Source organism: Vibrio sp. E150_011 (assembly GCF_053544015.1).
Genome location: NZ_JBHFOL010000005.1, coordinates 184,108 through 208,334, shown reverse-complemented (window position 1 = coordinate 208,334; position 24,227 = coordinate 184,108). Strand labels below are relative to the sequence as shown.

Here is a 24,227-nt window from a genome sequence, read left to right as displayed (position 1 = left end):
CCATAATCCCATACTACTTATGGGGAATAAAACCACCTAGATTGATCTACATCATGTTTACTTATGTCGCTTTTACGTTAAGTTAATGTTAACCAAAGGCTTGAGAGGTAGATAAAATGGAATTAAAAAAAGACACCAGATGTTACACGGATGTATGCGTCAACGGAAAGTGGTTTCACTACGACCATTGCACCACTCAAGCTTATATGCTGAAAGGTGGCGCATCCTGTGGCGTTGAACTCTCTAAGGTGCCATCTACTGAGCACGAACTCATTGAAATGCTAACCCTACACTTCTAATGTACCTGCACATTTAATGTAAAAGAGAGCTCGCCTTTGAGTCCACTGGCACGGTGAGCTTTCTTATTGCTTTAGCGCTCAAATGACAATGAGGTGATAGCAGCAAAAATCGATGGAAACTGAATTTTTGTTAGACACATCTCTGCAAGACAAAACTCATGAGCCTGAATGAGCTGGGTCACCTCTTCCAACGATACTGTTTGATTGCACTTTTGAAGCGCAACAGAATCTGGGCTAGAGTCAGAACTTGATGCGCACAACGTGAAACACGCTCCCACTGAATCGACAACCACATCATCATCGCTCCAAATAAGATCGCGACTCTCCATAAAAAAATGTGGCTCAGAAGCGAGATAAATCAGCTCATCATCGCCCTCGAGTTTTAATAGGCACGGCCATTGAATCATTACTTCACCCTTGTCCTATGACTAAGCATTTTGCATTGCGACTCGGTTAAGAAAATGCGCATGAGCCGAGTCGGAAATATCATTCCCATATGCCTTTCGCTTTAGATTGTTAGCGGCAATAAGCGTCGCCCCTGAGCCAAAAAAGGGATCCACCACCAACTCGTTTTCATTCGAACTTTGAGAGATGAGCGTCTCCATCAAAGGGACTGGCTTTTCGGTTGGGTAACCCCGATATACACGCTTATGGGTCAGAATATCTGGGATACCGAGGTCGTTAAGCTTTCGTTTCCCTTTTTCAAAGAAAAGAATGTACTCATGGCGAGCACGATAGTGATACCCCATACCGATACTCACTTTATCCCAAATAATCGGCTTCCAAAATTTAAACCCCGCTTGCTCGGCCAGTGGCTTGATTAGGAACATGGTTTCCTGGTCGCAGAATAAGTAAAAGTGGGCGTTTTTCTTAAGAACGCGATAGATCTGCGCAAGTAAACTCTCAAAGCGTTCATTCTCAAAGATCTCAAACCACTGATTGCTCGACGACTTACTGACTTTTAACCGAGTCGTTGTCCCTATCTTACGGTGCTTTTCCAATGACTCATACGGTGGGTCGGTGATGAGGAGATCAACACTTGTATCGGGGAGCGTGGATAGCCATTCTACGGCGTCGTATTTATGTACTTGCATATAAACCCTTGTCGCCAGTAAATCCATTAATTATCAAAGAGCAAAGGCTACACTGTTCTTTAAAATGCGGCAATCAAACTAGGACGTTAACCATCACCTAGGTGCGAACGTTCACCTTAGCCGTGAGCATTTTTCTTGGCCGTAAATACTTATCTTGGCGGTAAATATTTATCGCCGAGAGAGACAATTATAGTCGAGGGAAACATTTATCTTCGAGGTAAACATTTATCTTCAAGGTAAAAATGGCTTTTGACGTAGGCTTTTAAAGTTTCGAGGAGGCACACTAACCGCGGGGGTATAGAGCGATAGTTAGAAATAGATATATAAAGAGAGATAGATAGGTAGAGCTAAAAGACAATGGACAAGAAGACCATGATGACAACGTAATAACGCTAACCTGATAGCGACGGTTCACTGACAAGCTAGCGTTGTTTCATCAATACGCGTTACTTATAAAAAGCTTCTACTGTGCCTTTTAGCGTAATTAACATTGGCTGACCCCAACGATCAAGCGCTTTCGGTGAAGGGATTTTTACCCAACCTTCACTGATGCAGTACTCTTCTACATCAAAACGCTCTTTGCCGTTAAGTCGAATACCAATCGCATATTCGAAGATTTCTGCCACATGGTGAGGGCTGCGAGGATTACCTGCTAAGCGATCCGGTAGAGTTGGTTGAGATTTAGAATCGTTCATATTGGTGACCTATAGAAAACAAAAGTGCCGTATCTTAGACAATATACGCCCAATGCTCAAGGTCTCACGCCAGAAATCCACTCTGAGGATGCGGTATTGAGCAAACAACCTGAACACACGGTCCAAACATTGAGTTTGCCGCCTTTTCAAGGTGCCCATGGTTTTAAGCTCACAAACCTAATCAACGGCCCAAGCAACATCAATGCTACAATGAAAAAGCGCTCATCCAACTAATTGGCCAACGATGAAAGAATGTAATCAATGCGGTAAATGTTGCATCAAATACGGCGGCGGTGACTTAGCAGCTAATCAAGATGAGATCGACCTATGGGAATTGTTTAATCCCGATATCTTCGAATACGTGAAAAACAACGAGATATGGTTTGATCCTGAATCTGGCCAGAAACTGGATCGTTGTCCTTTCCTCAGTGTTGCGGCTAAACCGTCTCCTCAAGAGCCAGACAAGTACCTATGCAGTATCTATTTAGATCGACCCGAAGATTGCCGGCATTATCCGAGTTTAATCGATGAAATGGTTCGTGACGAGTGTGAGATGATTGAAGTCGTTGATTTAGGCAATCCAAAACAAGCCCAAAAAAGATTAGATTTCCTGATGAGATACAGCAGGCCCGCCCACCACTCGTAACATTGGCCAAATCGTTAGCCAGTTTTTGGTATGGATGCGCTGTTCAAAAACGTCTCTTGATCGCTTAGGGTTAGGCGTTATTTGAAGATTAAACAGTGAATCAAACCCAAATGCTGAGATACATTCATACTTATTCGCCCCAACCTGCCTGATCCCAACGGCAGTTTCTTTTTCTGGCCAATAACTCATAGCATCAACCGTACTGAGATAAGGCATGTCACCATTGCGTACATGCATTAACGCTTGGTTTCTCACCTGCCAATTGAGCTCTGGCATCATGCAACGAAGTTGCTCTTCATACTCTTGATGTTTGTTAGCCGCTTGATATCTGTTGGCGGTATGTTCATTAGGATCGAAATAGATGACATCAACGTCATTCAATACTGTCGGATGCTGTTTTGAGTGTAAATGGTCCCAGACCAAATTTCTCACAAAACCGGCTGATAGATAACACTGTGGAAGGTTAAGCTGAAAAACACAGTGTAGTGCTTTAGACCTCAAGGCATCTTGCTTGATAAGCTGAATAACGTTGCTCATTACTTCCCTAAATAGGCACAGTCAAAACCACTCCATTGACCACACTACACTAGGCCTTAGTGAGTCATCCTCAATAGCTCTCAAAGGCAGCGTTAATACTACTCGCTTAGTTCACACTTCACCTGTAACTCTTCACAGATTTTCAATACGCCAGATAAAGGATTCGTCCCATCCGTTTCCGTTATATCAGAGGTGATCGTTAACTTCGACAACGTTGCACTCACTGCAGCAACCTTTAAGCTTCCGCTGTTCTCGCTTTGACGTAAATCAAGCATTCGCATTGTGTCATCTTGTTGAACAATAGAGACCGCCGGATTGTTACTGACCGTATCAATCGCGACTTGATACACCTTGTCTGCTGGAGCTTGAATATCAACCGAAGCGACTTCATGATTTTGGCTTTTGTAATACACAATTGCCCCCACCGTTGCGACGCCTGCGCAACCGCTAAGAAAAACGGTGGTTAGTAGTAACATCACAATTTTTTTCATTTATTCATCCTTAAATATCCTGAAGCAAACGTAAATGGCTAACCTCATCATTAAATCAGTACAGCAGCATACATCCAAGTTTTAAGTCTTGGCCGTTAACTAGCACCTAGCACCCAAACCTAACATTCATAAACCTAGTCTATCAACGATGCCCAAGCAAACTAAAGCAAGGGGCCTGATACCATACCTACTGATGTCACAGACTCTTCAATCGCTTTGACCAGTTACCTTGGTGTTGAGAATTACAGCGCTCTTCTGAATCATAAATAATATGCTCAGAGGCACGTCTAAACTGAATCCCCAACGCCTCACATCTTTTTTGAATTAACGAGGTCAACGCGCTCGCACTCTGACTAGAAGTAAACTGAGATAACTCATCATTCGTATCAAAGACACAAGTAATCTTTAAACTACTAGGAAAGTTGGAGTAATTAGCGGTGTGCGTTAACCACGCAAATCCATTAGTGCGATCAAGCTCCGTCTCACAAATTTCCGTCAACATCACTCTCAGTCGATTGTCGATTTTCTTATCATTTTTACGCATGTACTACCTAACCTTTAACGCCTAACTGGAGCCAACGATCGCTGAAATCATCCTGTATGGCCTCTGTCACTTGTCTTGTAACGTCATCCCAATACAGTTAACCGCTGCCTTATACCAGTACTTGACGAGTATTTTTGATGAAGTGATGGATTTGACGCTCAGTTTTTGAGTCAATCATTTCTTCTGGTCGACAGCCGTTTGGACACGGCATATTCGGCGTGGTGCCAAACAGTCTGCAGATCAAAGGGCGCTCATCATATACAGTGCATCCTTTAGGTCCCAAGTGTACACAGTCGAAGTTGTTTAGTGCTTCATCATGCTCTGCGTCGGTTTTACGTGGTAAGCGAGACATTTCTTCTGACGATGTCGTCACAGGTCCGCAACAGTCGTGACAGCCGGGCGTACACTCAAACGATGGCACGCGCTCACGCAACATTGCGATGATTTCTCGATTGTTGTTCATAAATACTTAAGCTGGATAAAAATTCAAGATCATTATAGGTCTATCGAACTTGCATTAAAAGTTGCCAATTGTCTGCGTTGCTATTGTCTTCGCCTCACGCTCTTAATAAAGAGCATAAGTTGACCACTACCAAAATAGCCGAAACTAAGACACCACAAGGCATTGAAAGAGTCTTATCGTCAACACCCATATTAAAGAATTTGGATAATACGGCGGCGTCCGACACCCGAATATTCGCTTGCAAACCTATAGAAATTGCAGAAATATGCATGTGATGAAAGCTGGTAACCCAGCGATAAAAAACACTAAACCTGTTTGATAGTTTTGGCGTTCATGCCTTTGAAATTCTTGGTCAAAGTCATGGTCTTTCACCATCTTATACACTTTATCCGTTTGTGAATCGTCTACCCGAACGGTTTTAATCCCTCTCCCCCCTTCCCACATCAACTTTGCCAACACCCAGATTACAATCACAACAAAAAACAGAAAGTCGATAACCTTTGTTGTATAGAAAAAAGGCACATACTGATCCAGTAGAAAAACCGTCAATGCCGCAACGAAGTTGATCACAATGACCTTCTTGAGCAAATCGAACAACGTTAACTCCTTAAAACATGAAACCTCATTACGATCCGGTCCATATGGAATAGCTACCTTTTAGCCATTGGATGCTCAGGGTTTAGCTGAAGGAGGTCCCAAAGGTTTCCATACAAATCCTCAAACACCGCCACAGTGCCGTAATCTTGCTCCTTTGGCTCGCGGACGAAGTTAATGCCAATGGACTTCATATGTTCATAGTCGCGCCAAAAATCATCAGTATTTAAGAAAATAAATACCCGTCCACCCGCTTGATTGCCAATAAAGTCGTGCTGTTCAGGTTTAGAGGCCTTAGCGAGCAATAACGTGACACCCTTGGAATTTGGCGGCGCCACCACAACCCAACGCTTGCCTTGTTCTGGTTGATACGTATCCTCAATCAGTTCAAATTTTAGTTTGTTGACATAGAAATCTATCGCCTCGTCGTAGTCTTTGACGACAAGCGCAATGTGGACAATGTTTTGCTTCATTTTATTCCCTATTTCGACAATTTTTTGATGACAGAATCGTCGCTTAACCAAGGGTGTAATACAACCCTAAAGCACAGTATCTGACGTCGACCCTCAAATCAGACTCGGAACAGCACAAGACATAACAGGTGTGTGAATGGTCATGATTGACACGGTTGCCAGTGGTAATCCATTTGACGCGCCACCCGCTCCGCAAAATCCTGACTCCGCAGTTCCGAGACCAAATATAAACTCATATCAATACCTGCCGAAATACCACCTGAGGTCGTGTACTTCCCAGACGTCACCCAGCGTTTGTCATCAATAACAAGCAGTTCAGGAAAAGCTTGTTTTAAATCCGGGATGTCTTCCCAATGCGTCGTGACACTTAGGCCATTGAGCAACCCAGCATTGGCCAGTAAAAACGCCCCCGTACACACGGAAACCACACGCTCTGCCCGCTTATCGACGGTGCTCAACCAGCTTAGTATGTGTGGCTTTTTCATCTCTTCAGTATGTACACCGCCAACCACTATTAATAGGTCAATAGCCGGATGATTATGGATGGAATAGTGAGGCAGGATATTAAAACCACCACGCGCCGAGACTGGCTCTAAAGTCTCAGACACCAAAAACACATTCCAGTGCGCTGCATCCATTCGTTTTGCTGTGCTAAACACCTCGAAAGGGCCAGAAAAATCAAGAACCTCAGCGTCGTCATAAATATAAATACCAATATTCATCGTGCCTCCATGCCCATACACGTGCTTAAGCGTGTTATCTATTATTGTCGTTAATATCAAATGATGAGTTTATTGGAATTCTTCACCATGATTTTCTAACGTTTTATGTCCGCATTGTGTACAAACGATATATCGGTCGATAAGATCTAAAGAAGCACCAGCCGGACTTGCGACTCCACCGAGAAAACCCTCAAGGAAAGCCTTAAATTGTTCTTTGTTACTTTTGCCATATTTGGATGGCTTTTGTTTAATTAACTCTTTATGTTCGGTCGTATTCCCACATGCTTTGCAAATTCTAACGCTCATTTTAGCCTCTACGCCATCTTGTAAATCCAAATAAAGATAACCATAGAATTACACACAGAAAAGAGAGTTAGCTCGCAATTACAATAACCATAGTTACTGCTTCTAGAACGATAATAAACCTTTCAACATCACCTTCCTTTAATATAAAAAATCAACCGTCTTCTCACCCTTATTGTACAACCATTCACTGATAGCCAACTATCGACCCCGAGTTGAGGTCTCGCTTTTATTATTGGCTAAGACAAAGGCATCCCCATCGACAACCCCAAAATGAGACGACAACAGAAATTTGGAAGCACAACATTCAACATTGCGGCACTAATGATGTTTATTTTGAGACAATTAAAGCGATTTATTCGCAGCTACCTCTTGTAAGTACCAGGTTAATCGCTAAAATCCAGTCAATTCAATAGAATCAATGAGAGATATTCGATGGCTAAAGCTACAGCTGAACAAGCAGCACAGACAAGACAACGTATTGTCAATGTTGCCCTCGATATCACGATCGAAGATGGCTTTGAATCCGCAACACTTGGCAATATTGCAAAGCGGTTATCTATCTCGCGTTCAGGAGTCAACGCCCACTTTCCAAGACGTGAACACATGGCCAAAGAGCTTGCGCCAATGATTATACACCTCATTATAGAACCGCTGAATTTTAGCTCCTGCGAAGCATTTTATGATTCTTGGATTTACGCAATCAACAGCAATACATTATTTAGAGGCGCTATTCGCGCAATTGGTCCTATCGTCCCATCACGACAAGGCATCATAGATATCGCAGATAGAATTCAGTGCGACGATGAAGAACGCCGACTAACAACAACGTACACCGCTATTGGCTATGCAGTCGCACACTTAGATGAAACCGATGGGGCTTTACATACTTAATAATGAGACGGTTTTCTCCCCTTCTTGTCTGCCAACATGAATACCCCTAGCCTCTTTAGCGATCAAAACCTACGATTAACAAGGTTAATAATGAACACCACTTAACGAATAAGCCGCCAGCGTTATTAGTTTGTTATCCTTATACTCAATCAAACACCGTCATACATCTACATCTACATCTACATCTACATCTACATCTACAGCTCATCAGCCTACCATCCGTTAACCCATAATTATTTCATTAATAATTACATGAACTTAATAAACTTAAAGTGCACCGCCCTTCAAAATAGGTTGCAACCATACCCAGATTAATATTAACATCCACATTAAAGAGCGGTGCACTTTAAGTATAATGCACTCTGTAAAAACATCGTTCGAATTATCAAGCTTAACAGCGGGATTAAATCGATTCTTAGAAAGATTGGTTGTATGCAAGGCAACCAAACGTTAATAGGTTAGAAAGCATGATCACATCAAAAGTCAGACTTACTGACGAAAGCTTGGAAGTTATTGACCTTACCGCCACCGGTCTTTATCACGGCACGGAGGTCAAGTATTCATCCTTTCGTGACAAATCAGGCATGTACGTACTGGCCAAAGTTCGTGGCCGTCGTCCAGGTTCTCGACCACAAGCCCTAGAAAACAAAGTTCGCGTCGAATCATTGGAAGAAGTGGTCGATATGCTTCAAGACAATGTTCGCGGTTGCACCGGGTATTACGCATGGCTTCGATGTTCAAGCCAGCAACGTATTCGCTACAACCAATTCCACCTTCATTCCATCACGTTTCACTACAAGGCAAAGTCCGATGTCACTTGCGACACCTTTTTTGTTTAGCGGCAGTGACGCAAGGATAATCGACCACTCACACGCGTTGGCTTTGGTGAAAGGGTTTAAGCGAAAGAACTCAGATCGAATTAGCCGAAGACCTAAGTCTCTAGGCCTGACTAACCATGAGCTTAAAACACCAACTAAAAAAACACTGAGTAAGTTGATGAACCACTTCACTTACATGCAACGGGTGATCGGCAATACAGTCAAACCCCCTACGATCATTTCCAACGCGATGTCTGCATACAGTGTCGTTGTAGATAACGACCGGCTCAAACTTGGCCGGTTCCAATATTGTAATGGAGGCATCTCGTTTGGCGTTACCGGTTTAATCATCTCAGATCATTCGATTGCAAGGTTCCTGCAACGGGAAAGAACAAACGATGTAGGCATGGCCGTGCGACTTCTTGGACGTGAAGTTTATGAGGTAAGCGTCTTAATTGATGCAGAGATTCAGAAAACGAACCAGTACCCAATACCAGAGCAAAACATTGAGGTGTCATGCTCTTTTGGTGGTGTCGTTTTCATCGAAATTAACAATATTAAGCCAGGCAAAAGCGCCCAATATTTCGACATGATATTAAAGACGTACATTTCAACAAGGGAAATGGATGCTCGGAACGGTATTAGAGCCGTTGCGTTCGCAGATCTTGTTTACTAACGAAGGCAATATCAATAATTGCGAAACCCAACACCATGATTTGTTTAACTTTACTGGTGTTACCGTGCCTATGTAATCGGCACATAAAACAAAACCAAAAGAAAACCCACCAGCCGGTGGAAAAGCCCAAAACATATGTGGACATAATAACAATGAAGAAATTAATGCTATTAATCGTGACGATACTCGCAACAACGAACGTATCAGCAAAAGATCGTAAGGCTGAGGAAGTGGGCAAAGAATTCGCTCAAGTCACGGCTTGTCACCTCGCAGGAAAATATAACACTGGCACGAAGAATATTCTTAACCTTCGCATCATTGACGACAACAATGTTGATAAAAAAGGGGGGTGGTGGAAAGTCGGTATGAAGGCGGGACAAAATAAAGAGTTTAAGCGCCTAGACAACACCAACGACTTAGAGCTTGCCATCATGTGTGGCATCCTTAAGGATCGTTACTTATAAGGCTAAAGCTTAAAACTGTAGCCTGTTATTTAAATTATCGTCACTGTGGTAGCGCGTGAATCGAAGTCGAGTACACTGTCGACTTCGATTATTGGTTAATCCATATATTGTTGGTTAATCGATATAAAGCCGACAACTAACTCAGCTAAAACACCATCACGTGATCGCAAAGGTACTTGCCATTCACTTCAACCAAAACCATTTCCGCAACAAAATCACCGCTAACTTTAGTAAATGATTGCTTCCAAACAATGGCGGCAGAGTCTTGGCGCTTGAACAGCGCAACGACTTCCCGTTGTGAAAAATACCCTTTTTCAGACTGGTATTTTTCACAAATATCTTGGAAGTAAACTTTAGTCACTATTTGCTTCATTCGATCAGTAAAGTCTTGAATATGCTTGTCATGATCAATATCAGTGGAAGCCGCCATTAAGTTATCCATGATAGGATTCGCAATCGCTAAAATATCTTGTTCTGATAAATCTTCAAAATTCATACATCCCTACTTCTTTCAGTGCCGTATATTGTGAAATTAATACCGCTTCCCTTGATGCTGTAGCCAACCGTAGAAACTTCGGCAATATAGCTATAATGCCAACGTCCGATACCTACCCTGCTACGCTCAACGCTGTACTACTGTCCAGATTCAACCATTTCCTTAACCTTCAAAGCTTTCTCGAAATGGTCGAGCTTATTGTCCTGGATCCACCAAGTCGCCGCTTCCATCAGCAACTCAGGGTCATCGTTTTTATTTGCAAAGAAGGCATAAAACGAAACGCCTACATTGTCACCTTTTTGATCCAGCTTTTTCTGGCATGTTTCGATTATTTTGCGTCTCAACGACTCACGCATTACTGAATACCTTGAATTAGAGAGTTAACGGGTTTTTCTGGCTATCACCAAACCATGATTGCTTGACCCCAGCAGTGATGGCTCATCACACGTTTTTAAGTGGTAGCGTAGCCAAGTTTCATATTGTTCTGAAGTGAAATTATTTATACCGGACGAAATGTAACGTCCAAATCCATCGGTAGAGAGATGGCGAAGTTTCGCGAAGCCACCTTCAGCGATCAAATCTTCGATTTCTGCTGGTGTAGCAAAATAACCAACATTAAAAAAACCATCGGCTAATTGACTGGGAACGAGACCAGATTCTAATAGCGTACTTAATACTTCGGGTGTGATTAATTCAGGCGATTGTTGGGCAAACATACCCGCGACAAAATAACGCGAGATATACGCTACCGCTATTATCCCATCGGTCTTTAACACCCGATATGCTTCGGAAATCGCTAAATCTCGCTCCGCTTGGGTTTGTAAATGATAAAGAGGACCGAGGATAACGCAGACATCTTGTGAGCTAGTCTCAACGAAAGGAACGCTGCAAGCGTTTCCTTCGTAGACGGATAGAGCTAAACCTTTTTCTGCCGCTTTGCGCTTCAAAATATCAACTTGCTCAGGCACAAGCTCTACTGCTGTGGTGTCACAGCCCATTTTTGCAAAGTTGAGAGAATACCGCCCAGTTGCGGCACCTTGTTCTAGAATTTTTATCCCAGGAGAAAGATAGTCGTCCAATGCTCGCATTGTCGTATCAAACTCCATCTTCGTAATGAGCTGCCGCGTTAACCGACCATCTTCATCAACACCTGTGTATTGTTCTATCAATTTTTGCATAAAATCTCTCATTGGCGCGTTAAGTTAACACCTTAATAAACGTAAATACGTTGGGTTTACATGCTGAACGAATAAAGGCTTCCGCTAGACGTTAATCACACCTTTGAGATATAAAACACCTTTTCCAGAAACAACAACCGTTCGTTCTGAAACACGACATTTAAGGATACCGCCCCTTTGGGATGCTTGGTAAGCCAGTAAGTCCGATTTACCTAATTTGCCTGCCCAATACGGTGCTAACCCTGAATGAATCGAGCCAGTAACAGGGTCTTCTTCACCACCATTTGCTGGCCAAAAGTAACGAGAGACAAAATCATACTCGTGAGGTCTAGCCGTCACGACAATATCTAAAGGTGCTAATTGCTTCAGCTGCTCTGATACATAAGTGACGTCTAAAACGTCTCTTTCATTAGGAAATACGGCAAAGTACGCTTGTCTGTTTTTTAAAACCTCAAGGGGCTTCACAGAAAGACCAGCCAACAATTGTTTTGGTATAGATTCAACGGCCTGTGGATTCTGATTGGGGAACGTCATTTCTATTTCATTGTTATCATTAAGAATGACGGTTAAGGTGCCCACTTTTTGGGTGATAAACTCAATGTCGTGTTTAACACTGAATTCGTTAAACAGCACATGGGCCGATGCCAGCGTAGCGTGACCACAAAAATCAATTTCAGTCAGTGGTGAAAACCAACGAATTTCGTACCTATTGGTACCCACACTTTTGATGTAAGCAGTCTCTGATAGGTTATTTTCTGCCGCAATACTTTGCATTAAGTCATCAGACGGCCAAGTTTTAACTGGTATGACAGCTGCTGAATTACCTTTAAACTGTTGATCTGTAAATGCGTCAACGACGAATATATCCATTTCCAATGTATGAACTCCCTTTGCTTGGTCGCGCTTTATTGAATACCCTTATTATTACGGCGACTAAAACACAGCGTTAAGACAAGTGGTCGCTAGCGACCAAACCCCCTCTCACTCCTTTTCTTTTACTGACCACGTAGTACTTTTTCCAGTTTATGCCCTTTAGCAAGCTCATCCACCAATTTATCAAGGTATCTCGCTTGTTGCGTAATAGGGTTTTCAATCTCTTCGACTTTATAACCACAAATCTTGCCAGTAATTAACTTCGAATTTGGATTAACGGTGGCCTCAGAAAAGAACGTTCCGAATGTGGCGGAGCCTTCAATGTGAGCGTTGAGTTCGGTATCACTATAACCAGTAAGCCAACGAATTACCTCGTTAAGTTCCTCTGTAGTGCGGCCTTTCTTTTGCACTTTAGCCACATAAAGTGGGTAAATCTTTGAGAAGACCATACCTGATATTTGCTCATCTTGTTTTTGTGTAGGTTTCATTTTTAGCCTAAAAAATTCAGTACGAAATAACGGATTATTTTAAAAAAAATAACACCACGTCAAGTAATGAGTAATGCTACCACCGATCAAACGAGTGACTGAGCATGTTCACGTTTTAGATGTGTGGTTTTTACCCCCACGACACAGACATTTTAAAATACGAAACACCTGATTTTTGAAATTCATCGCCTTCAATGCACAGCCCAAAGTGTTGATAGAATGAAATGGCTGAAGTGCGAGCATCACACCAAAAGTAACGCACTGTGGCGAGCTTTAAATCGCAAACTAATCGCTCTATAACCTTGGTTCCAATGCCTTGACCTTGATATTCAGGCAACGTGGCAAATTTTCGCAGTCTCGCCTCATCAGCGTTGCGATAGACGGAGGCGACACAAACGAGTTTCCCATCAATAAACGCACCATAATGGGTAGCGTATTCATCGCCTTCTACTTCACAAAATGAAGGTGACTTATTGGGCCAAAGGACTCGGTGCCTGATTGGTAAAACCTCTGCAGTGGTGATCGGCTGTATATCCATATTTCCTCAACAACTATAACGTAGTGTATTGTTTTCTCGGATAACGATCACATCCACTATATCACCCAAGTGGCTTAGTGTGCTCAGGCTACCCACTGACTTTCTTGGACATATTGAAGCCCGTAATCTCAAAACCAACCTCTTTATATAATTTAAGCGCACGTTCATTATGATACGCAACCCTCAGCTTTATTTGATTGATACCAATAGCTCGTAGCTGACCTTCCAAAACTGAGATGGATTGTGTACCAAAACCGTAACCTCGATACTCACTCGAAACAAAGAAATCATAGATAAAAGTCGATTTATCATCGGTGTTTATTGAGTGCCAGAGGTAACCCACAAGCGTAAACTCCCCATCGATTTTGGCATCAATACAGAGTAATGAATGGCCATTACCTTCAAGTCCATTGGGAAAGCAGCGGTGCAAATCTTTCTTAGCTAATTCAATTGAAACGTCTAAAGAATGTCCATAGTTTTTCGCTATCTCTTGGCTGTAATCGTCTATGAAATACTGACAATAAGCCGGATACTCCTCTTGGCGCATTTCTCTAAGTAACACCATATTTATCCTGTATATACGGCAAATTCCATCGGTAACATAACGTAGCATGAAGTAGTGATCAACGCTGCCATCCAACTTGTAGCCGCTTGAAAACGCAAGCGAGGTAATGTTTACCGTAGGCTATGAAATAGCGAGCAACTGATTACGGTATAACGCGTACTTACCGCATTTGTTTTTCTTTTCTCGCCACATGTACCAGACTCAAGTTTTCATTGTCTGTTGGGACTTCAAAATACTCAGTGACATGATGGAAAACGGCTTCAGTATCGAAGTGTGCCCTTTCCGGTTGTTCAACCCGACGTTTAGCTATTTGGGATAAACATTCTTCATCACTTAAATCTAAATACCAAAGCTCGTGCTCACTATTAACTTCCAAGCATAACGATATAAACCAAGATCTCTGATTGACAGTATTCGCAGGAAAGTCCATCACCACGTTGGTCCCAGTGCTCAGTAGATTTTGGACATGACTTTTTACGAAAGGCTTAATGAGGTTTGAAACCCTAATGTAGTCATTAAAGGTTTGAATTTGGTTAGGATAGTGCGCCGATAACCAGTCGTCTTCAGAAATTAGAACCGCATTGTTTTCTGCGGCTACAGCACTAGATTTCGTCGACTTACCTGCACCCATTTTGCCACAAAAGAAGAACAGTTTTCCCTGATTTCTCATATTTCCCCCTTCACGTATAAGGCCCAATTAATGCGTCGCAACAAACAATATAGTGACCTATTTTCCGAAAGTTAGAGTAAAAGAATAACCATCGCGTAGCAAATGTATTAGACCGTCATCCTAGTGACAACGAGGGTCTCGCAAAGCGTGTGACTCATTTAAAATAAACCAAGCGGTACGAATCGACTAGAAACGCTTTTATGTGCATTGTCCTGACAAGTACAACCAATCATCAGCAACGACATGGTGCTTAAAAACTTTGATTCTGTGGTAGCCTCTTTCCGTAAGAGCGGTAACCTGAATGTATTGGTAGCCTAGCAAAGATTGCTTTAGATTAAGTTCCGCTTTTATCCCCTTAAGATAAATATCTCCATCTCTTAGGATTAAAGGATTTCGTTTAAACATCGATAATGCCAAGAAACCTAAAAGGACACAGAAAAACATGAGAGCATGAGAGCATGAGGCCATAATTCAATATAATCAGGCGATAGCAGCGTCATCCCTAAATAAGTAACAGAATAAGTACCAACAAAGGCAGCCACCGTTTTCCATTTCGCTGTGTTATACGACAACTCAACAACCCGATCCATCCTAACTCCAAAATCTCTTAGCATCATTTGTGCATTATGCATGCGAGTGATTATCTAATTGAGTGTTCCAGATGATTATTACGAGCAAATGCACACAATGCTTTGCTAATCGGGTAAGTACAGTTTGATAAAATGCGCCAAGCGCAAGCAAACTGTACGAGTCTGTTTGAGCACTTGTTAACGGCTTATTCTCCACTTTCAAAGTGGGCAAAAACTTCTGCGCCTGTCATATTTTGAGTTTCATTCTTGAACTCATAATATTCAGGCTTTTCGTCAATGAATATTTGGTGGGTTAACTTGTAGCTATCATTCGATATCAATAGCCCAACAGGAAGATGATATTGGTTATTTGGCACTAAAAAGTAAAACAGGTGTGTCCCACATTTTCCGCAGAAACCTCTCTCCGCCCATTCTGATGACTGATATCTAACAACATTTTCCTCACCTGATATTTCAACTGAATCAGCGCAATCAATCGCTAGCATTGGGCCACCAGACCAATTCCTACACATACTACAGTGGCAAGCCGCTAATTCGTTGCTAGCATACTCAACTTCCAGCTTAACAGCGCCGCATAAGCATTTACCTGAACCTTTCATAGAACCCCCAACCTTTTAAAGTGTGAAATCTAATAGTAGTTAACACTCGCTTAAGCGGTCAAAAATAGTTGACTACAATGGTGGAAATATCGAAACAACCAAGTATTTTTGCTCCATTTGAAGCCCGTGCTATGCGATTTTTGAGTACATGATATGTTGAGGTCCAGCTTCACCGCCAAGGTATAGCTCACCAGTATCAACAAAATTACTTTTGTGATAACACCTTTTAGCGGTCGGATTCTTGCAATTCACAGTTAGATAAACTAACTCAGATTCTGGATAATTTATCTTTAGATATGGCAATAATGCTTGTATAGCTCTTGTTCCAATTCCTTTTCCTTGATGATTTACACCGATGGCAAAAATGCCTAATACCAACGAATTTTTTGGACAAAAAGAATAGTCTAATCCCAAAGAGAAACTCAGCATTATTTTGAAAAAACCAACGACATCTCCATTACTTTTGATAACGTATCGATGATTTGACTCACTATTGTCAGAAAGGAATTCTTCTGCTGTACCTGCAAATTTGACCTGTTCGTCAGCCAACTTCACCTGTTTGACTCTTTCAACGTGAGACTCATTTAGTTTTTCAATTTCAATCATTACACCTAGACTCATTTAATCTCATAACGCCCAATGTAGTAGTCAGCAACGCAACCACCCTACCCAAATAAAGCAACTGTAATCACTACACTCAGCCACAAATGCCGATTGTTAGCTGCGATGTACCCACTCATCACGCAACACCCCAAATTTAACCGAATCGTAATACTCCCCCTGATAATAACGAACCTTTCGCAAACGTGCTTCTTGCTGAAAGCCTAACTTACGTGCAAGCGCTATCATTCTGGGATTACCTGACCAAGTTGTCATGCCAACACGTTCAACGTCATAAACATCAAACAAATGACTAACCCAAAGTGGAACGGCTTTCGCGGCAATACCATGCCCCCAAGAGCCTGAGTCATAAAGGACAACACCAGCCTCTAGCCAACGAGTCGCCTCGCATTCCCAGTAGCAATTTACTGTTCCGACCGGTTTGCCATTAAAAGTGATTAACTGCATCTCCGATCCATTGAGCAGCTTGGCAAAGGTCGATTTCTTAAATTCAGCCAAAGTTGGATGTTGGTATGAATAATAAGGGCCATTGAACCTCGTCCATTCATCGTTTGATGATATTAGCGAATAAACCTGCAGCAGTTCAGATAGCTCAGCGACTCTAATTCCTACACAATTTTCTTGTTTCATGCGTCCCTTTTAGCGATTCACTCCTAACACTTAGAACCTAATAAAGTTGCAGAGTAACGCACCAATTACACGAGCTGACAACCTCACGCATTGGCGGTTAACTTAACCTGTTTTTATACTTGAAATTTAAAGTTCATGCTGTGTTTTATCACCTGTAAATAGATTCAAATTTAAAGGAATAAAAAACTCACAGGCAGCCCTATTGGCGGTGGTTGGTTGGTCCCACGCTCCACATAAATCCTTGCTATTCTCTTTTGTTCTTGTGAACTGCTTACATTTCCCACAACGATCCATACACAAACGACTCCATTCATTGACGCGCTAGAACTCAAATAAAGATCCTCAGCCAATAACTGTAACCAATATCTAGGCCATATAATTTGATTTGGGCCAATTAGGCATGAGTTCACTGTAACTGCAAACTTATGAGGTGATGATATTACCGCTAACTAGGTGACCAGATTCAGCGTACGACTACAAATGAAAAATCAGTTAAAAATTCGTTATTGACGCCATAGTCGTTTGTTAGCTGTACTTTTCCATTACGAAATTTCTTAGCTTTTGCCCACGAACTTCCATTTCTTGAGCCTGAACCACTTTAAACCCAAAGTGCTCATAAAATGGTTTAGCTGTAATACTAACTTCTGAGTAAAAACGAGAAATACCCCGCTCTCTACCAACACCGAGAACGTGATTCATCAATGTCTTTCCAACACCCATACCTTGATACTTATGATGGCAAAAGAAGTGGTCAATTAAACCATCAGGTTGAAGATCTGTATAACCTACAACGATACCGTCAATTTCAGCTACAAATGGATTCAAACCATTCATTCTATTCGTCCAGATAGACCACTCTATACGTTCAGGAGCCCAAGCCTCAACTTGTGCTTGGCTGTAATCACGAAGGTTTATATTGCGAATAGTGTAAAAATGTATATCCCAAAGTGCCTGAGCATCGGCTTCAACATACTCTCTAATTTTTATCATCGTACTACCTCGCGTGAGTAAAGTTTACGCCGCATTAAATGGGGCTTATGAACGACCAAACAAGCGCTCAATTGTTGGTGAGGCGGCGAATTGGACAAAATCGAACTAATTTCATACTTTTGGTGTGTGTCCTTTTAATCATAAATTTATTGTTATGCATATCGTGCACATCAGAGGAATGTACAATTAAACTATTGACCCATCTATAAGGCTAGGGTTCAAGATGCACATTCGGTCAAACAATGGAGCAAATATGCTAACTGTCACCCAAATTGCAAAACAGTTCGGAGTTTCTCGTACCACTATTCTGTACTACGAAAAAGAAGAACTACTGATACCGGCTTACCGCTCTGAGAACGGTTACCGTTGGTATGGTGAGAAAGAGATTGAACGATTAGACGCAATTACCTCCTATCGTTCGTACGGGTTATCAGTTTCCAGTATTCGCTCGTTATTAGACCGTAATGGGGAGTCTCAAGCCAAGATATTGAAAGACCATTTCAATGAACTGGAAAGAGAAATCCAAAATCTACGAGCACAACAAAAGGCTGTGGTCGTGTTGCTTCAAGAACCAAGTCTATTAGAGGAAAATATTGTGAATAAAGAACGCTGGGTCGAAATCATGGTTGCCGCCGGATTCACTGAAACCGATATGGTCAAGTGGCATCACAAGTTTGAAGAACTAGAGCCTAATGAACACCAAAAATTCCTTGAATCCCTCGGCATTTCTGGTGACGAAATCACTATGATTCGAGCTCTATAGAGTGAAAATAGCCTCAAGGAAGAGGCTATTATGCATAACACCTTGTTAAGAAGTAGCTAACTTCCACCATACCCAAACAAAGCAACCGTAATCACTAAACTCAACCAAACCAAAATCGCCGGCTGTTAGCTGTCTGCTTGAACAAATTGTTAGCCCGATTCTCAATTAGAACATGTAACCCAACCAATCAACGTCACCAGTAGGCCACGTTTTTGTCCCTACAGCCTTAAAATAGAACTCTTCTACCATTTCTTCTGCTACACCATAGTTTTTATGGTCGTGAAGCCTGAGCCAAGAATGGTTTGATTCGCTACAAGCGAAACCGTTAGATGTGTAAAACAAATCCAATTCTGAGACTAAAACTATGAAATCTACATCTTTGGTTGAAGCATATACTGCAAGTTCATTTAGCATTGAGCTCCCGACGCCTTTGCCTCGACAGTTTGACGACACACAAAAATCAATTACTCCTAAAACTTTAATCGCAGAGCCTCCAACAGAAATTACTCTGTAATCTATACCTAAGTATCCAATGAGGTCGTCGTCTACGTACTCTAAAGCACGCATGTGAGGTAGCTGTTTGAAGTAAGAACGCGGCACTTTGTGCTCAGGGAACGAGTCATTTCTAAGAGCTTCAATACCTTTATGCTGTTGTTCAGATAATTCTATTTCTGGGTAAATATCCATATTGTCCCTGTAGGGCTAACACCTGGTTAATTAGTGAGTAAATGCTGCCACCAAACTATTTATGACCACCTTAACCACAAATACTGACCATTACAAAAATGCCAAGCGTTTTGGAATCCAGTTGAACAATTTGTTAAGAGCTCAACTCAAGTAAATGCCAGACTGTCTTAATTGCTGCTTTAGATCTAATAGTTTGAACTGAGTGAAAATTAACTGTGTGATAGCAGTTGTGCCCGTAAAGATTGATAGTGCAGATATTACCCAATTCCATTCAACGCCAACAACAATATGCGGTACAGCAAAAGCGAAAGCAAAAGAAAAGGCTGCGGTGATGGTCTGAATAAATTCGTTACCAGATGCCCGATAGCTGTTGCTAGATGTATCGTACGTGATTTTCACATTAGAACCAGCGCTACGAAACTTACAGTAAATTACGTCTTTTTGACCATCAAATAGAATATCGTTAAGTTCTAGGATATCCCTAACCTTATCTAACATCTATCTCTCCTCGATGTAGTGGCTCATAACGCCTGCTTGAGTTGTGACTAACGCACCACTGAAGCCAAATTTTAAACCGTAATCACACAGCCAACATTAACACTAAAACTGCCAAGCGTTACGAACCAACTTGAAGCGCTTGTTATGTTTATGGTTTCTATAGTCTTTCCCAATCCGTAAGCAGACTTTTCTTAGCCACAAGTAGGTAATAAATGCTCATTGTAATAGCGAAGACGGAGCTGACTCCAAGGGCGTTAGCCAATGTAACCATAACGCTTACCCCATCTTGAGCAAGACTAAACAAATACGTTATTGAGAAATATATAATGAAAAACTCTGTAAACTTCAACACCACGTTTTTAAAAAACGACTCGTAATATACAGGTTTGAGCTTAAAACCTTGTTTCCGCAAAAAGCGATAAAGTATGGTCTTATCTGTGTTACATGAAAGCCCCAGCGACTTTAATTGATTATCAGTTCGTTCCAACTTTTCTTGATAGCACATATGCCCCCCTTCAAATTAGAGGTACAGTACCAAACTTGAAAAATTTACATTTCGAGCGACCTCATAATTTGATTAATAAATATGACGCCGCCTTAAACTGTGAGTACAACCTTATAATGGACACACACCTAAAAAGAAATCTAAAGCACTCCCGTGTTCAAAGCGTCAATTAACTCCATACTTTTGCTTTCTTCAATTTATTTTGGTGCAGCTGTCTTGTTTCTTAAAAGGCGTTACTTACGTTTATGAATTGGACGAACGACAGTAGCCAGAATTTTCACTGGCCTATGGGCAGGTGCGGCGGTGAAAGTGGTGCTTACTCTAGTTGATAGATGTGCATCTTTTTCTTTTTTAAGGCAGTCTTAGCTTGAACTGTATGAACGTGACAACCAACCGCTGTCGAGCGTGTTTTTTCTAATCCAGTACATACCATTAGCCAACTCTTCTGAGTGAAATTTAAACGCGCCAAAATAGCAGGTTGATTGGCATCCATGCTGGCTTTGCCTTCGAGAAATAGACGTGCAGTCCAGTCTACTAACTCAATGTAGTCGATGAGCCGAAACGGAATCCCATCTAGCATTTCATTCGTCGGATTGCCGATAAAAGGGTGTAAACATGGGGCTGTTGCTAAATTTTTACCCAGCGCATCGATTCTGGCTTTTATCGAGGTAAACTCTGATGTTTCAGGGGTTGCGGCAATACCAGCTCGAATGGGATTCAAGTCGACATACGCCATTGCGGCAGCAAGGGCTTTGTCATCAAGCAACGCTTGGCTTTTGAAGCGGCTTTCCCAAAAGTGTCCTGTACAGTTATCTTCTCGATTCGCTCTACACGCTATGTCGTAATTGAGCTCTTTCATGAACCAACTTAAGCTCCACAGCCTTTCTCGCCATACTTCAATGAGCTCAAGACACTTGTCTTCCTCTGCTTGATTGGTGAGTTGCTTATTGTGCCAACGCTCTATGAGTACGGGTAATTTATGCGCACGCCCCCAATGCTCGACCACTTCATTCGGTGATAATGCTAACGCTTTGTATTTATTGATATGAAGCACTAGGTGATAGTGATTACTCATGATGGCGTAGGCGCAAACATCGATGCAGTATACCTTTGTCAGAGCGTGAATTTTTCGCTCTATCCACTCTCTTCGATGTTCGTAGCTCGTGTTGGTGAGCGGGTCATTGCCGCACAAAAAACTGCGCCTCACACAACGTGAGACGCAGTGGTAATACGAAGTTGCATCCACGGAAATAAGCTGTTTTCTGGCTGTTGTCAAAATGAGATCCGCTATGAAGGTTTTAAATAACTTAGCAGTTCTCTTTTAATGGGATTGTTGGTGAGTCGGCGAATTGGGCAAAATCAAACTAATTTCATACTTTTGGTGTGTGTCCTTTTAATCAAAAACACAGCCAAAACTTAATCATTGACACCATAGTCGTTTGTTAGCACAAAGTAGCACGATGAGTTTAACCGCAGCCATGAGGCATACTTTCATTATCGCTGTACTCTGAATCACAAACAGTACACTTGAAGTAAGAGATGTTTGATTTAGAGCTATTTTGACTAAGTAAGACGCCAAACACAAAATGAAGAATTCTATTCTTTGGATTGTTTTTTTCGGCTTTTTGGACTTCAATCTCTGAACTACTTAGTCTTCGATGCTTTGTCTTTTGATTACACTTACTGCAGTGTAACTCTGTTCCATTATCAGACATATAAACCTTCCTTGTATGAAAATCTCAATCTGTGTGCTAACGCTAAGCTATCCTGCACGAAACCTTACTTTTGGTGTGTGTCCTTTTAATAGTTTTCTGGCTGTTGTCAAAATAAGGTCCGCTATGAAGGTTTTAAATAACTTAGCAGTTCTCTTTTAATGAGATTGTTGGTGAGTCGGCGAATTGGGCAAAATCAAACTAATTTCATACTTTTGGTGTGTGTCCTTTTAATCATCTTAAGCTTCGCTTTCTGGTGATATATAAGCCCTTAAGACACTTTCTAGCTGATCTTTTAAGTTGTTCGACTCACTTACACAGAAGTCATAGAAGTCTTGATGTTTATCAAACTTTCTATTTTGATGAGCTTCACTCAAACCAGGTAGTTTGGCTACATTGACCGCCCCTTCATATCGCCTAACTTGACAGTCAATAGTAATAGCAAATTGTTCTATACTTTCACATATTTTTGGGTCAAGCCAAATTTTATTGGATTCGAACGTATCTCTAAAATCATGTACTGTTGTATAAAATGCTTCAAATCGCTGTTCTTCATTTTTTAGGAGAATAATTGACCCACTCCTGTAAATAGAGACTAACGCTTTATACACTAGATCTAATGATTCAATTTTCCTTTCGTGGTACTTGGACAACCTGATTTGATACTCTATTGTACCTTTTTCCATTTGACGCTTAATTTCTTCTGTATCTGTAGTGATAATTTCATTCTGTGTTCTAATATCATCAAATGCCAATTTTAGAGCCGTCAGTTCACCAGACTTTTTAAACATAGCCACAAAATATACAGCAACGATCCCAACCAATATGATCAACAAGTTTAGGTAAATTAGTTTATCATTTGAATCTATAATAGCTTGCGCAAGAATTTCTAACTCTTCGTACTTCATACTAACCTTTACTGTAAATCCGAAAGAAGCTTAGCGAATGACATGGATTCCCCCTACCGAGGATCTGCCACACTTATGTGGTACTTAAATGCACCGGAGGCACCATGTCTGATTATTCTTATTTCTGCGGTATCGACCTAGCTAAAAACCACTTTAGTCTTCATGCCGTAGACAAAAATGGTAAAGTCATACTTCATAAGTCAGTAACTCGCTCTAAACTACTGACTACAATAGCAAATATGCCACTCATGCGTATAGGGGTTGAAGCGTGTGGTGGTGCACATTATTGGGCAAGAACACTCAATAAACTGGGTCATGACGCCCGTATTATGGCCGTTAAATACGTAATTCCTTATCGAACTAAAGGAAAGAACGACCTTAATGATGCTGTTGCCATATGCGAAGCTGTTCAGCGTCCATCTACTCGCTTTGTACCCGTAAAATCCCCCGAGCAACAAGCTATCTTATCGGTACATAGAATGAAAGAGCATTGGGTTCGTGAACGCACCGCACTTATGAATCGCATGCGCGCCCTGCTTTCTGAGTTCGGGTTGATCATTCCCGTTGGTCGCTCTTCATTGATGAAACAGGTTCCCTTAATGCTCGAAGACGCAGAAAATGAACTTCCACACCTTGCTAGAACAGTAATAGCCGATGCTTTCCACGTTGGTGAATTGAATCAACGTATCGCCGATACTGAACAAGTCTTTGATTGTTTTGCTAAGGTCAGCGCTAATGTTCAACGAGTGATGAAAGTTCGAGGCATTGGACCGCAAACCGCTACTGCGATATTAGCTTCGATAGGCAATGGTTCTCAATTTGATAAAAGCCGTGATTTTTCAGCTTGGCTAGGACTAGTACCAAAGCAATATTCCACAGGAGGTAAACCTCGGTTAGGCCGAATAACCAAACACGGTGATAAATATTTGCGAACACTATTAGTCCACGGCGCAAGGACCGTGATTACCAACCTTGGTGACAAGCAAGATAAGTTAAGTCAGTGGTGTCGAGGCGTTCTGGAACGAAGAGGTATGAACCGAGCGATAGTGGCACTTGCCGCGAAGAATGCGCGAATTATATGGTCGCTTTTACACAATCAAACAGAATATGAAAACTATGCCGCTTAAGTAGAAACCTAAGCAGCATAAAGAGTTAAACCCACCGGGTCATTGCAGACGCTAATGATGGAGATAGGTTAAGACC

37 protein-coding genes are annotated in these 24,227 nt (G+C 41.7%); 9 read left to right on the top strand and 28 right to left on the bottom strand.

The window, feature by feature from the left end; genetic code table 11:
* Nucleotides 1-116 precede the first annotated feature (116 nt).
* A complete protein-coding gene (locus ACE1OE_RS10865; protein ID WP_102469184.1) occupies nt 117-299 on the top strand; it encodes a hypothetical protein in 183 nt (60 codons plus the stop codon).
* Between the two features lie 71 nt (nt 300-370).
* Here ACE1OE_RS10865 and ACE1OE_RS10860 read toward each other — a convergent pair whose 3' ends face one another.
* The 3 genes from ACE1OE_RS10860 to ACE1OE_RS10850 form a co-directional block, all read right to left on the bottom strand.
* Nucleotides 371-706 (bottom strand): DUF4144 family protein, encoded by a 336-nt coding sequence (locus tag ACE1OE_RS10860; protein WP_449211036.1) that lies wholly within the window; start codon nt 704-706, stop codon nt 371-373.
* A gap of 21 nt (nt 707-727) precedes the next feature.
* Complete coding sequence (locus ACE1OE_RS10855; protein WP_449211035.1) at nt 728-1,393, bottom strand: DNA-methyltransferase; 666 nt, start codon at nt 1,391-1,393, stop codon at nt 728-730.
* A 446-nt stretch (nt 1,394-1,839) separates the two neighbouring features.
* Entirely contained in the window at nt 1,840-2,088 is a 249-nt protein-coding gene (locus tag ACE1OE_RS10850; RefSeq protein WP_102469186.1) for a DUF3297 family protein, read from the bottom strand.
* Nucleotides 2,089-2,112: 24 nt separating this feature from the next.
* On the opposite strand from ACE1OE_RS10850, the gene ACE1OE_RS10845 reads away from it, so the two are divergent.
* Together ACE1OE_RS10845 and ACE1OE_RS10840 are read left to right on the top strand one after the other, a co-directional pair.
* Complete coding sequence (locus ACE1OE_RS10845; protein WP_449211034.1) at nt 2,113-2,322, top strand: hypothetical protein; 210 nt, start codon at nt 2,113-2,115, stop codon at nt 2,320-2,322.
* A gap of 10 nt (nt 2,323-2,332) precedes the next feature.
* A complete protein-coding gene (locus tag ACE1OE_RS10840) occupies nt 2,333-2,734 on the top strand; it encodes a YkgJ family cysteine cluster protein (RefSeq protein ID WP_102469188.1) in 402 nt (133 codons plus the stop codon).
* Here ACE1OE_RS10840 and ACE1OE_RS10835 read toward each other — a convergent pair.
* The 8 genes from ACE1OE_RS10835 to ACE1OE_RS10800 form a co-directional block, all read right to left on the bottom strand.
* On the bottom strand, nt 2,690-3,271 hold the full coding sequence (locus tag ACE1OE_RS10835; RefSeq protein ID WP_449211033.1) for a nucleotidyltransferase family protein: 582 nt from the start codon (nt 3,269-3,271) through the stop codon (nt 2,690-2,692). The genes ACE1OE_RS10840 and ACE1OE_RS10835 overlap by 45 nt on opposite strands.
* A 98-nt stretch (nt 3,272-3,369) precedes the next feature.
* Nucleotides 3,370-3,762 (bottom strand): DUF3568 domain-containing protein, encoded by a 393-nt coding sequence (locus tag ACE1OE_RS10830; protein WP_449211032.1) that lies wholly within the window; start codon nt 3,760-3,762, stop codon nt 3,370-3,372.
* A 196-nt stretch (nt 3,763-3,958) separates the two neighbouring features.
* The gene (locus tag ACE1OE_RS10825; protein ID WP_449211031.1) at nt 3,959-4,306 is read right to left on the bottom strand and encodes a Fis family transcriptional regulator; all 348 of its coding nucleotides are present in this window, start codon (nt 4,304-4,306) and stop codon (nt 3,959-3,961) included.
* Between the two features lie 109 nt (nt 4,307-4,415).
* Nucleotides 4,416-4,769 carry a YkgJ family cysteine cluster protein gene (locus tag ACE1OE_RS10820; RefSeq protein ID WP_102469192.1) on the bottom strand — a complete coding sequence of 118 codons (354 nt, stop codon included), beginning with the start codon at nt 4,767-4,769 and terminating at the stop codon, nt 4,416-4,418.
* A gap of 246 nt (nt 4,770-5,015) precedes the next feature.
* Entirely contained in the window at nt 5,016-5,366 is a 351-nt protein-coding gene (locus ACE1OE_RS10815) for a hypothetical protein (RefSeq protein ID WP_449211030.1), read from the bottom strand.
* 53 nt (nt 5,367-5,419) lie between these two features.
* Nucleotides 5,420-5,836, bottom strand: coding sequence for a VOC family protein (locus ACE1OE_RS10810; RefSeq protein ID WP_449211029.1), 417 nt, complete (start codon nt 5,834-5,836; stop codon nt 5,420-5,422).
* A gap of 140 nt (nt 5,837-5,976) precedes the next feature.
* Nucleotides 5,977-6,558, bottom strand: coding sequence for a DJ-1/PfpI family protein (locus ACE1OE_RS10805; RefSeq protein WP_449211028.1), 582 nt, complete (start codon nt 6,556-6,558; stop codon nt 5,977-5,979).
* Nucleotides 6,559-6,627: 69 nt separating this feature from the next.
* On the bottom strand, nt 6,628-6,864 hold the full coding sequence (locus ACE1OE_RS10800) for a hypothetical protein (RefSeq protein ID WP_449211104.1): 237 nt from the start codon (nt 6,862-6,864) through the stop codon (nt 6,628-6,630).
* 432 nt (nt 6,865-7,296) lie between these two features.
* On the opposite strand from ACE1OE_RS10800, the gene ACE1OE_RS10795 reads away from it, so the two are divergent.
* From ACE1OE_RS10795 to ACE1OE_RS10780, 4 genes are all read left to right on the top strand, one after another.
* Nucleotides 7,297-7,755 carry a TetR/AcrR family transcriptional regulator gene (locus tag ACE1OE_RS10795; RefSeq protein WP_449211027.1) on the top strand — a complete coding sequence of 153 codons (459 nt, stop codon included), beginning with the start codon at nt 7,297-7,299 and terminating at the stop codon, nt 7,753-7,755.
* A gap of 467 nt (nt 7,756-8,222) precedes the next feature.
* Nucleotides 8,223-8,594, top strand: coding sequence for a hypothetical protein (locus ACE1OE_RS10790; protein ID WP_449211026.1), 372 nt, complete (start codon nt 8,223-8,225; stop codon nt 8,592-8,594).
* Nucleotides 8,566-9,249: a hypothetical protein gene (locus ACE1OE_RS10785; RefSeq protein WP_102469198.1), complete on the top strand. Its 684-nt coding sequence runs from the start codon at nt 8,566-8,568 to the stop codon at nt 9,247-9,249. Before ACE1OE_RS10790 ends, ACE1OE_RS10785 begins: the two co-directional genes overlap by 29 nt.
* Nucleotides 9,250-9,401: 152 nt before the next feature.
* Entirely contained in the window at nt 9,402-9,713 is a 312-nt protein-coding gene (locus ACE1OE_RS10780) for a hypothetical protein (RefSeq protein WP_133148226.1), read from the top strand.
* Between the two features lie 145 nt (nt 9,714-9,858).
* Here the strand turns inward: ACE1OE_RS10780 and ACE1OE_RS10775 are convergent, their stop codons facing one another.
* From ACE1OE_RS10775 to ACE1OE_RS10720, 12 genes are all read right to left on the bottom strand, one after another.
* Entirely contained in the window at nt 9,859-10,209 is a 351-nt protein-coding gene (locus ACE1OE_RS10775) for a hypothetical protein (RefSeq protein ID WP_449211025.1), read from the bottom strand.
* A gap of 137 nt (nt 10,210-10,346) precedes the next feature.
* Nucleotides 10,347-10,565, bottom strand: a complete 219-nt coding sequence (locus ACE1OE_RS10770) for a DUF6500 family protein (protein ID WP_449211024.1) — start codon at nt 10,563-10,565, stop codon at nt 10,347-10,349.
* Between the two features lie 24 nt (nt 10,566-10,589).
* Nucleotides 10,590-11,387 (bottom strand): class I SAM-dependent methyltransferase, encoded by a 798-nt coding sequence (locus ACE1OE_RS10765; RefSeq protein WP_449211023.1) that lies wholly within the window; start codon nt 11,385-11,387, stop codon nt 10,590-10,592.
* Nucleotides 11,388-11,471: 84 nt separating this feature from the next.
* Nucleotides 11,472-12,263, bottom strand: a complete 792-nt coding sequence (locus ACE1OE_RS10760) for a PhzF family phenazine biosynthesis protein (RefSeq protein ID WP_449211022.1) — start codon at nt 12,261-12,263, stop codon at nt 11,472-11,474.
* Between the two features lie 119 nt (nt 12,264-12,382).
* On the bottom strand, nt 12,383-12,748 hold the full coding sequence (locus tag ACE1OE_RS10755; protein WP_449211021.1) for a DUF2200 domain-containing protein: 366 nt from the start codon (nt 12,746-12,748) through the stop codon (nt 12,383-12,385).
* 130 nt (nt 12,749-12,878) lie between these two features.
* Nucleotides 12,879-13,286, bottom strand: coding sequence for a GNAT family N-acetyltransferase (locus ACE1OE_RS10750; protein ID WP_449211020.1), 408 nt, complete (start codon nt 13,284-13,286; stop codon nt 12,879-12,881).
* Between the two features lie 88 nt (nt 13,287-13,374).
* Nucleotides 13,375-13,851: a GNAT family N-acetyltransferase gene (locus ACE1OE_RS10745; RefSeq protein WP_449211019.1), complete on the bottom strand. Its 477-nt coding sequence runs from the start codon at nt 13,849-13,851 to the stop codon at nt 13,375-13,377.
* A gap of 160 nt (nt 13,852-14,011) precedes the next feature.
* Complete coding sequence (locus tag ACE1OE_RS10740; RefSeq protein WP_449211018.1) at nt 14,012-14,521, bottom strand: AAA family ATPase; 510 nt, start codon at nt 14,519-14,521, stop codon at nt 14,012-14,014.
* Between the two features lie 775 nt (nt 14,522-15,296).
* A complete protein-coding gene (locus ACE1OE_RS10735) occupies nt 15,297-15,710 on the bottom strand; it encodes a GFA family protein (RefSeq protein WP_449211017.1) in 414 nt (137 codons plus the stop codon).
* A 129-nt stretch (nt 15,711-15,839) separates the two neighbouring features.
* Nucleotides 15,840-16,316: a GNAT family N-acetyltransferase gene (locus tag ACE1OE_RS10730; RefSeq protein ID WP_449211103.1), complete on the bottom strand. Its 477-nt coding sequence runs from the start codon at nt 16,314-16,316 to the stop codon at nt 15,840-15,842.
* A 111-nt stretch (nt 16,317-16,427) separates the two neighbouring features.
* The gene (locus ACE1OE_RS10725; RefSeq protein ID WP_372060718.1) at nt 16,428-16,961 is read right to left on the bottom strand and encodes a GNAT family N-acetyltransferase; all 534 of its coding nucleotides are present in this window, start codon (nt 16,959-16,961) and stop codon (nt 16,428-16,430) included.
* 525 nt (nt 16,962-17,486) lie between these two features.
* A complete protein-coding gene (locus ACE1OE_RS10720; protein WP_449211016.1) occupies nt 17,487-17,951 on the bottom strand; it encodes an N-acetyltransferase family protein in 465 nt (154 codons plus the stop codon).
* Between the two features lie 253 nt (nt 17,952-18,204).
* Between ACE1OE_RS10720 and ACE1OE_RS10715 the strand changes: the two genes are divergently transcribed.
* Complete coding sequence (locus ACE1OE_RS10715) at nt 18,205-18,714, top strand: MerR family transcriptional regulator (protein ID WP_449211015.1); 510 nt, start codon at nt 18,205-18,207, stop codon at nt 18,712-18,714.
* 165 nt (nt 18,715-18,879) lie between these two features.
* On the opposite strand, the gene ACE1OE_RS10710 is transcribed toward ACE1OE_RS10715, so the two are convergent.
* The 5 genes from ACE1OE_RS10710 to ACE1OE_RS10690 all read right to left on the bottom strand — a co-directional run bounded on the left by ACE1OE_RS10710 (nt 18,880) and on the right by ACE1OE_RS10690 (nt 23,024).
* Nucleotides 18,880-19,401, bottom strand: coding sequence for a GNAT family N-acetyltransferase (locus ACE1OE_RS10710; protein ID WP_449211014.1), 522 nt, complete (start codon nt 19,399-19,401; stop codon nt 18,880-18,882).
* Nucleotides 19,402-19,542: 141 nt separating this feature from the next.
* The gene (locus tag ACE1OE_RS10705; RefSeq protein WP_102469214.1) at nt 19,543-19,899 is read right to left on the bottom strand and encodes a hypothetical protein; all 357 of its coding nucleotides are present in this window, start codon (nt 19,897-19,899) and stop codon (nt 19,543-19,545) included.
* Nucleotides 19,900-20,056: 157 nt separating this feature from the next.
* Nucleotides 20,057-20,404 carry a DUF6404 family protein gene (locus tag ACE1OE_RS10700; RefSeq protein WP_449211013.1) on the bottom strand — a complete coding sequence of 116 codons (348 nt, stop codon included), beginning with the start codon at nt 20,402-20,404 and terminating at the stop codon, nt 20,057-20,059.
* 316 nt (nt 20,405-20,720) lie between these two features.
* Nucleotides 20,721-21,680: a transposase gene (locus tag ACE1OE_RS10695; RefSeq protein WP_449211012.1), complete on the bottom strand. Its 960-nt coding sequence runs from the start codon at nt 21,678-21,680 to the stop codon at nt 20,721-20,723.
* A gap of 675 nt (nt 21,681-22,355) precedes the next feature.
* Nucleotides 22,356-23,024 carry a hypothetical protein gene (locus ACE1OE_RS10690; RefSeq protein ID WP_449211011.1) on the bottom strand — a complete coding sequence of 223 codons (669 nt, stop codon included), beginning with the start codon at nt 23,022-23,024 and terminating at the stop codon, nt 22,356-22,358.
* Nucleotides 23,025-23,128: 104 nt separating this feature from the next.
* Here ACE1OE_RS10690 and ACE1OE_RS10685 point away from each other — a divergent pair, with 104 nt between their 5' ends.
* Nucleotides 23,129-24,151 (top strand): IS110 family transposase, encoded by a 1,023-nt coding sequence (locus tag ACE1OE_RS10685; protein WP_449211010.1) that lies wholly within the window; start codon nt 23,129-23,131, stop codon nt 24,149-24,151.
* Nucleotides 24,152-24,227: the final 76 nt, after the last annotated feature.

What these genes read in the sequence shown, in the direction of transcription:
- ACE1OE_RS10865 (WP_102469184.1), top strand. Translation starts at nt 117, where the DNA reads ATGGAATTAAAAAAAGACACCAGATGTTACACGGATGTATGCGTCAAC.
- ACE1OE_RS10860 (WP_449211036.1), bottom strand. Translation starts at nt 706, where the DNA reads ATGATTCAATGGCCGTGCCTATTAAAACTCGAGGGCGATGATGAGCTG.
- ACE1OE_RS10855 (WP_449211035.1), bottom strand. Translation starts at nt 1,393, where the DNA reads ATGCAAGTACATAAATACGACGCCGTAGAATGGCTATCCACGCTCCCC.
- ACE1OE_RS10850 (WP_102469186.1), bottom strand. Translation starts at nt 2,088, where the DNA reads ATGAACGATTCTAAATCTCAACCAACTCTACCGGATCGCTTAGCAGGT.
- ACE1OE_RS10840 (WP_102469188.1), top strand. Translation starts at nt 2,333, where the DNA reads ATGAAAGAATGTAATCAATGCGGTAAATGTTGCATCAAATACGGCGGC.
- ACE1OE_RS10835 (WP_449211033.1), bottom strand. Translation starts at nt 3,271, where the DNA reads ATGAGCAACGTTATTCAGCTTATCAAGCAAGATGCCTTGAGGTCTAAA.
- ACE1OE_RS10830 (WP_449211032.1), bottom strand. Translation starts at nt 3,762, where the DNA reads ATGAAAAAAATTGTGATGTTACTACTAACCACCGTTTTTCTTAGCGGT.
- ACE1OE_RS10825 (WP_449211031.1), bottom strand. Translation starts at nt 4,306, where the DNA reads ATGCGTAAAAATGATAAGAAAATCGACAATCGACTGAGAGTGATGTTG.
- ACE1OE_RS10820 (WP_102469192.1), bottom strand. Translation starts at nt 4,769, where the DNA reads ATGAACAACAATCGAGAAATCATCGCAATGTTGCGTGAGCGCGTGCCA.
- ACE1OE_RS10810 (WP_449211029.1), bottom strand. Translation starts at nt 5,836, where the DNA reads ATGAAGCAAAACATTGTCCACATTGCGCTTGTCGTCAAAGACTACGAC.
- ACE1OE_RS10805 (WP_449211028.1), bottom strand. Translation starts at nt 6,558, where the DNA reads ATGAATATTGGTATTTATATTTATGACGACGCTGAGGTTCTTGATTTT.
- ACE1OE_RS10800 (WP_449211104.1), bottom strand. Translation starts at nt 6,864, where the DNA reads ATGAGCGTTAGAATTTGCAAAGCATGTGGGAATACGACCGAACATAAA.
- ACE1OE_RS10795 (WP_449211027.1), top strand. Translation starts at nt 7,297, where the DNA reads ATGGCTAAAGCTACAGCTGAACAAGCAGCACAGACAAGACAACGTATT.
- ACE1OE_RS10790 (WP_449211026.1), top strand. Translation starts at nt 8,223, where the DNA reads ATGATCACATCAAAAGTCAGACTTACTGACGAAAGCTTGGAAGTTATT.
- ACE1OE_RS10785 (WP_102469198.1), top strand. Translation starts at nt 8,566, where the DNA reads ATGTCACTTGCGACACCTTTTTTGTTTAGCGGCAGTGACGCAAGGATA.
- ACE1OE_RS10780 (WP_133148226.1), top strand. Translation starts at nt 9,402, where the DNA reads ATGAAGAAATTAATGCTATTAATCGTGACGATACTCGCAACAACGAAC.
- ACE1OE_RS10775 (WP_449211025.1), bottom strand. Translation starts at nt 10,209, where the DNA reads ATGAATTTTGAAGATTTATCAGAACAAGATATTTTAGCGATTGCGAAT.
- ACE1OE_RS10770 (WP_449211024.1), bottom strand. Translation starts at nt 10,565, where the DNA reads ATGCGTGAGTCGTTGAGACGCAAAATAATCGAAACATGCCAGAAAAAG.
- ACE1OE_RS10765 (WP_449211023.1), bottom strand. Translation starts at nt 11,387, where the DNA reads ATGCAAAAATTGATAGAACAATACACAGGTGTTGATGAAGATGGTCGG.
- ACE1OE_RS10755 (WP_449211021.1), bottom strand. Translation starts at nt 12,748, where the DNA reads ATGAAACCTACACAAAAACAAGATGAGCAAATATCAGGTATGGTCTTC.
- ACE1OE_RS10750 (WP_449211020.1), bottom strand. Translation starts at nt 13,286, where the DNA reads ATGGATATACAGCCGATCACCACTGCAGAGGTTTTACCAATCAGGCAC.
- ACE1OE_RS10745 (WP_449211019.1), bottom strand. Translation starts at nt 13,851, where the DNA reads ATGGTGTTACTTAGAGAAATGCGCCAAGAGGAGTATCCGGCTTATTGT.
- ACE1OE_RS10740 (WP_449211018.1), bottom strand. Translation starts at nt 14,521, where the DNA reads ATGAGAAATCAGGGAAAACTGTTCTTCTTTTGTGGCAAAATGGGTGCA.
- ACE1OE_RS10735 (WP_449211017.1), bottom strand. Translation starts at nt 15,710, where the DNA reads ATGAAAGGTTCAGGTAAATGCTTATGCGGCGCTGTTAAGCTGGAAGTT.
- ACE1OE_RS10730 (WP_449211103.1), bottom strand. Translation starts at nt 16,316, where the DNA reads ATGATTGAAATTGAAAAACTAAATGAGTCTCACGTTGAAAGAGTCAAA.
- ACE1OE_RS10725 (WP_372060718.1), bottom strand. Translation starts at nt 16,961, where the DNA reads ATGAAACAAGAAAATTGTGTAGGAATTAGAGTCGCTGAGCTATCTGAA.
- ACE1OE_RS10720 (WP_449211016.1), bottom strand. Translation starts at nt 17,951, where the DNA reads ATGATAAAAATTAGAGAGTATGTTGAAGCCGATGCTCAGGCACTTTGG.
- ACE1OE_RS10715 (WP_449211015.1), top strand. Translation starts at nt 18,205, where the DNA reads ATGCTAACTGTCACCCAAATTGCAAAACAGTTCGGAGTTTCTCGTACC.
- ACE1OE_RS10710 (WP_449211014.1), bottom strand. Translation starts at nt 19,401, where the DNA reads ATGGATATTTACCCAGAAATAGAATTATCTGAACAACAGCATAAAGGT.
- ACE1OE_RS10705 (WP_102469214.1), bottom strand. Translation starts at nt 19,899, where the DNA reads ATGTTAGATAAGGTTAGGGATATCCTAGAACTTAACGATATTCTATTT.
- ACE1OE_RS10700 (WP_449211013.1), bottom strand. Translation starts at nt 20,404, where the DNA reads ATGTGCTATCAAGAAAAGTTGGAACGAACTGATAATCAATTAAAGTCG.
- ACE1OE_RS10690 (WP_449211011.1), bottom strand. Translation starts at nt 23,024, where the DNA reads ATGAAGTACGAAGAGTTAGAAATTCTTGCGCAAGCTATTATAGATTCA.
- ACE1OE_RS10685 (WP_449211010.1), top strand. Translation starts at nt 23,129, where the DNA reads ATGTCTGATTATTCTTATTTCTGCGGTATCGACCTAGCTAAAAACCAC.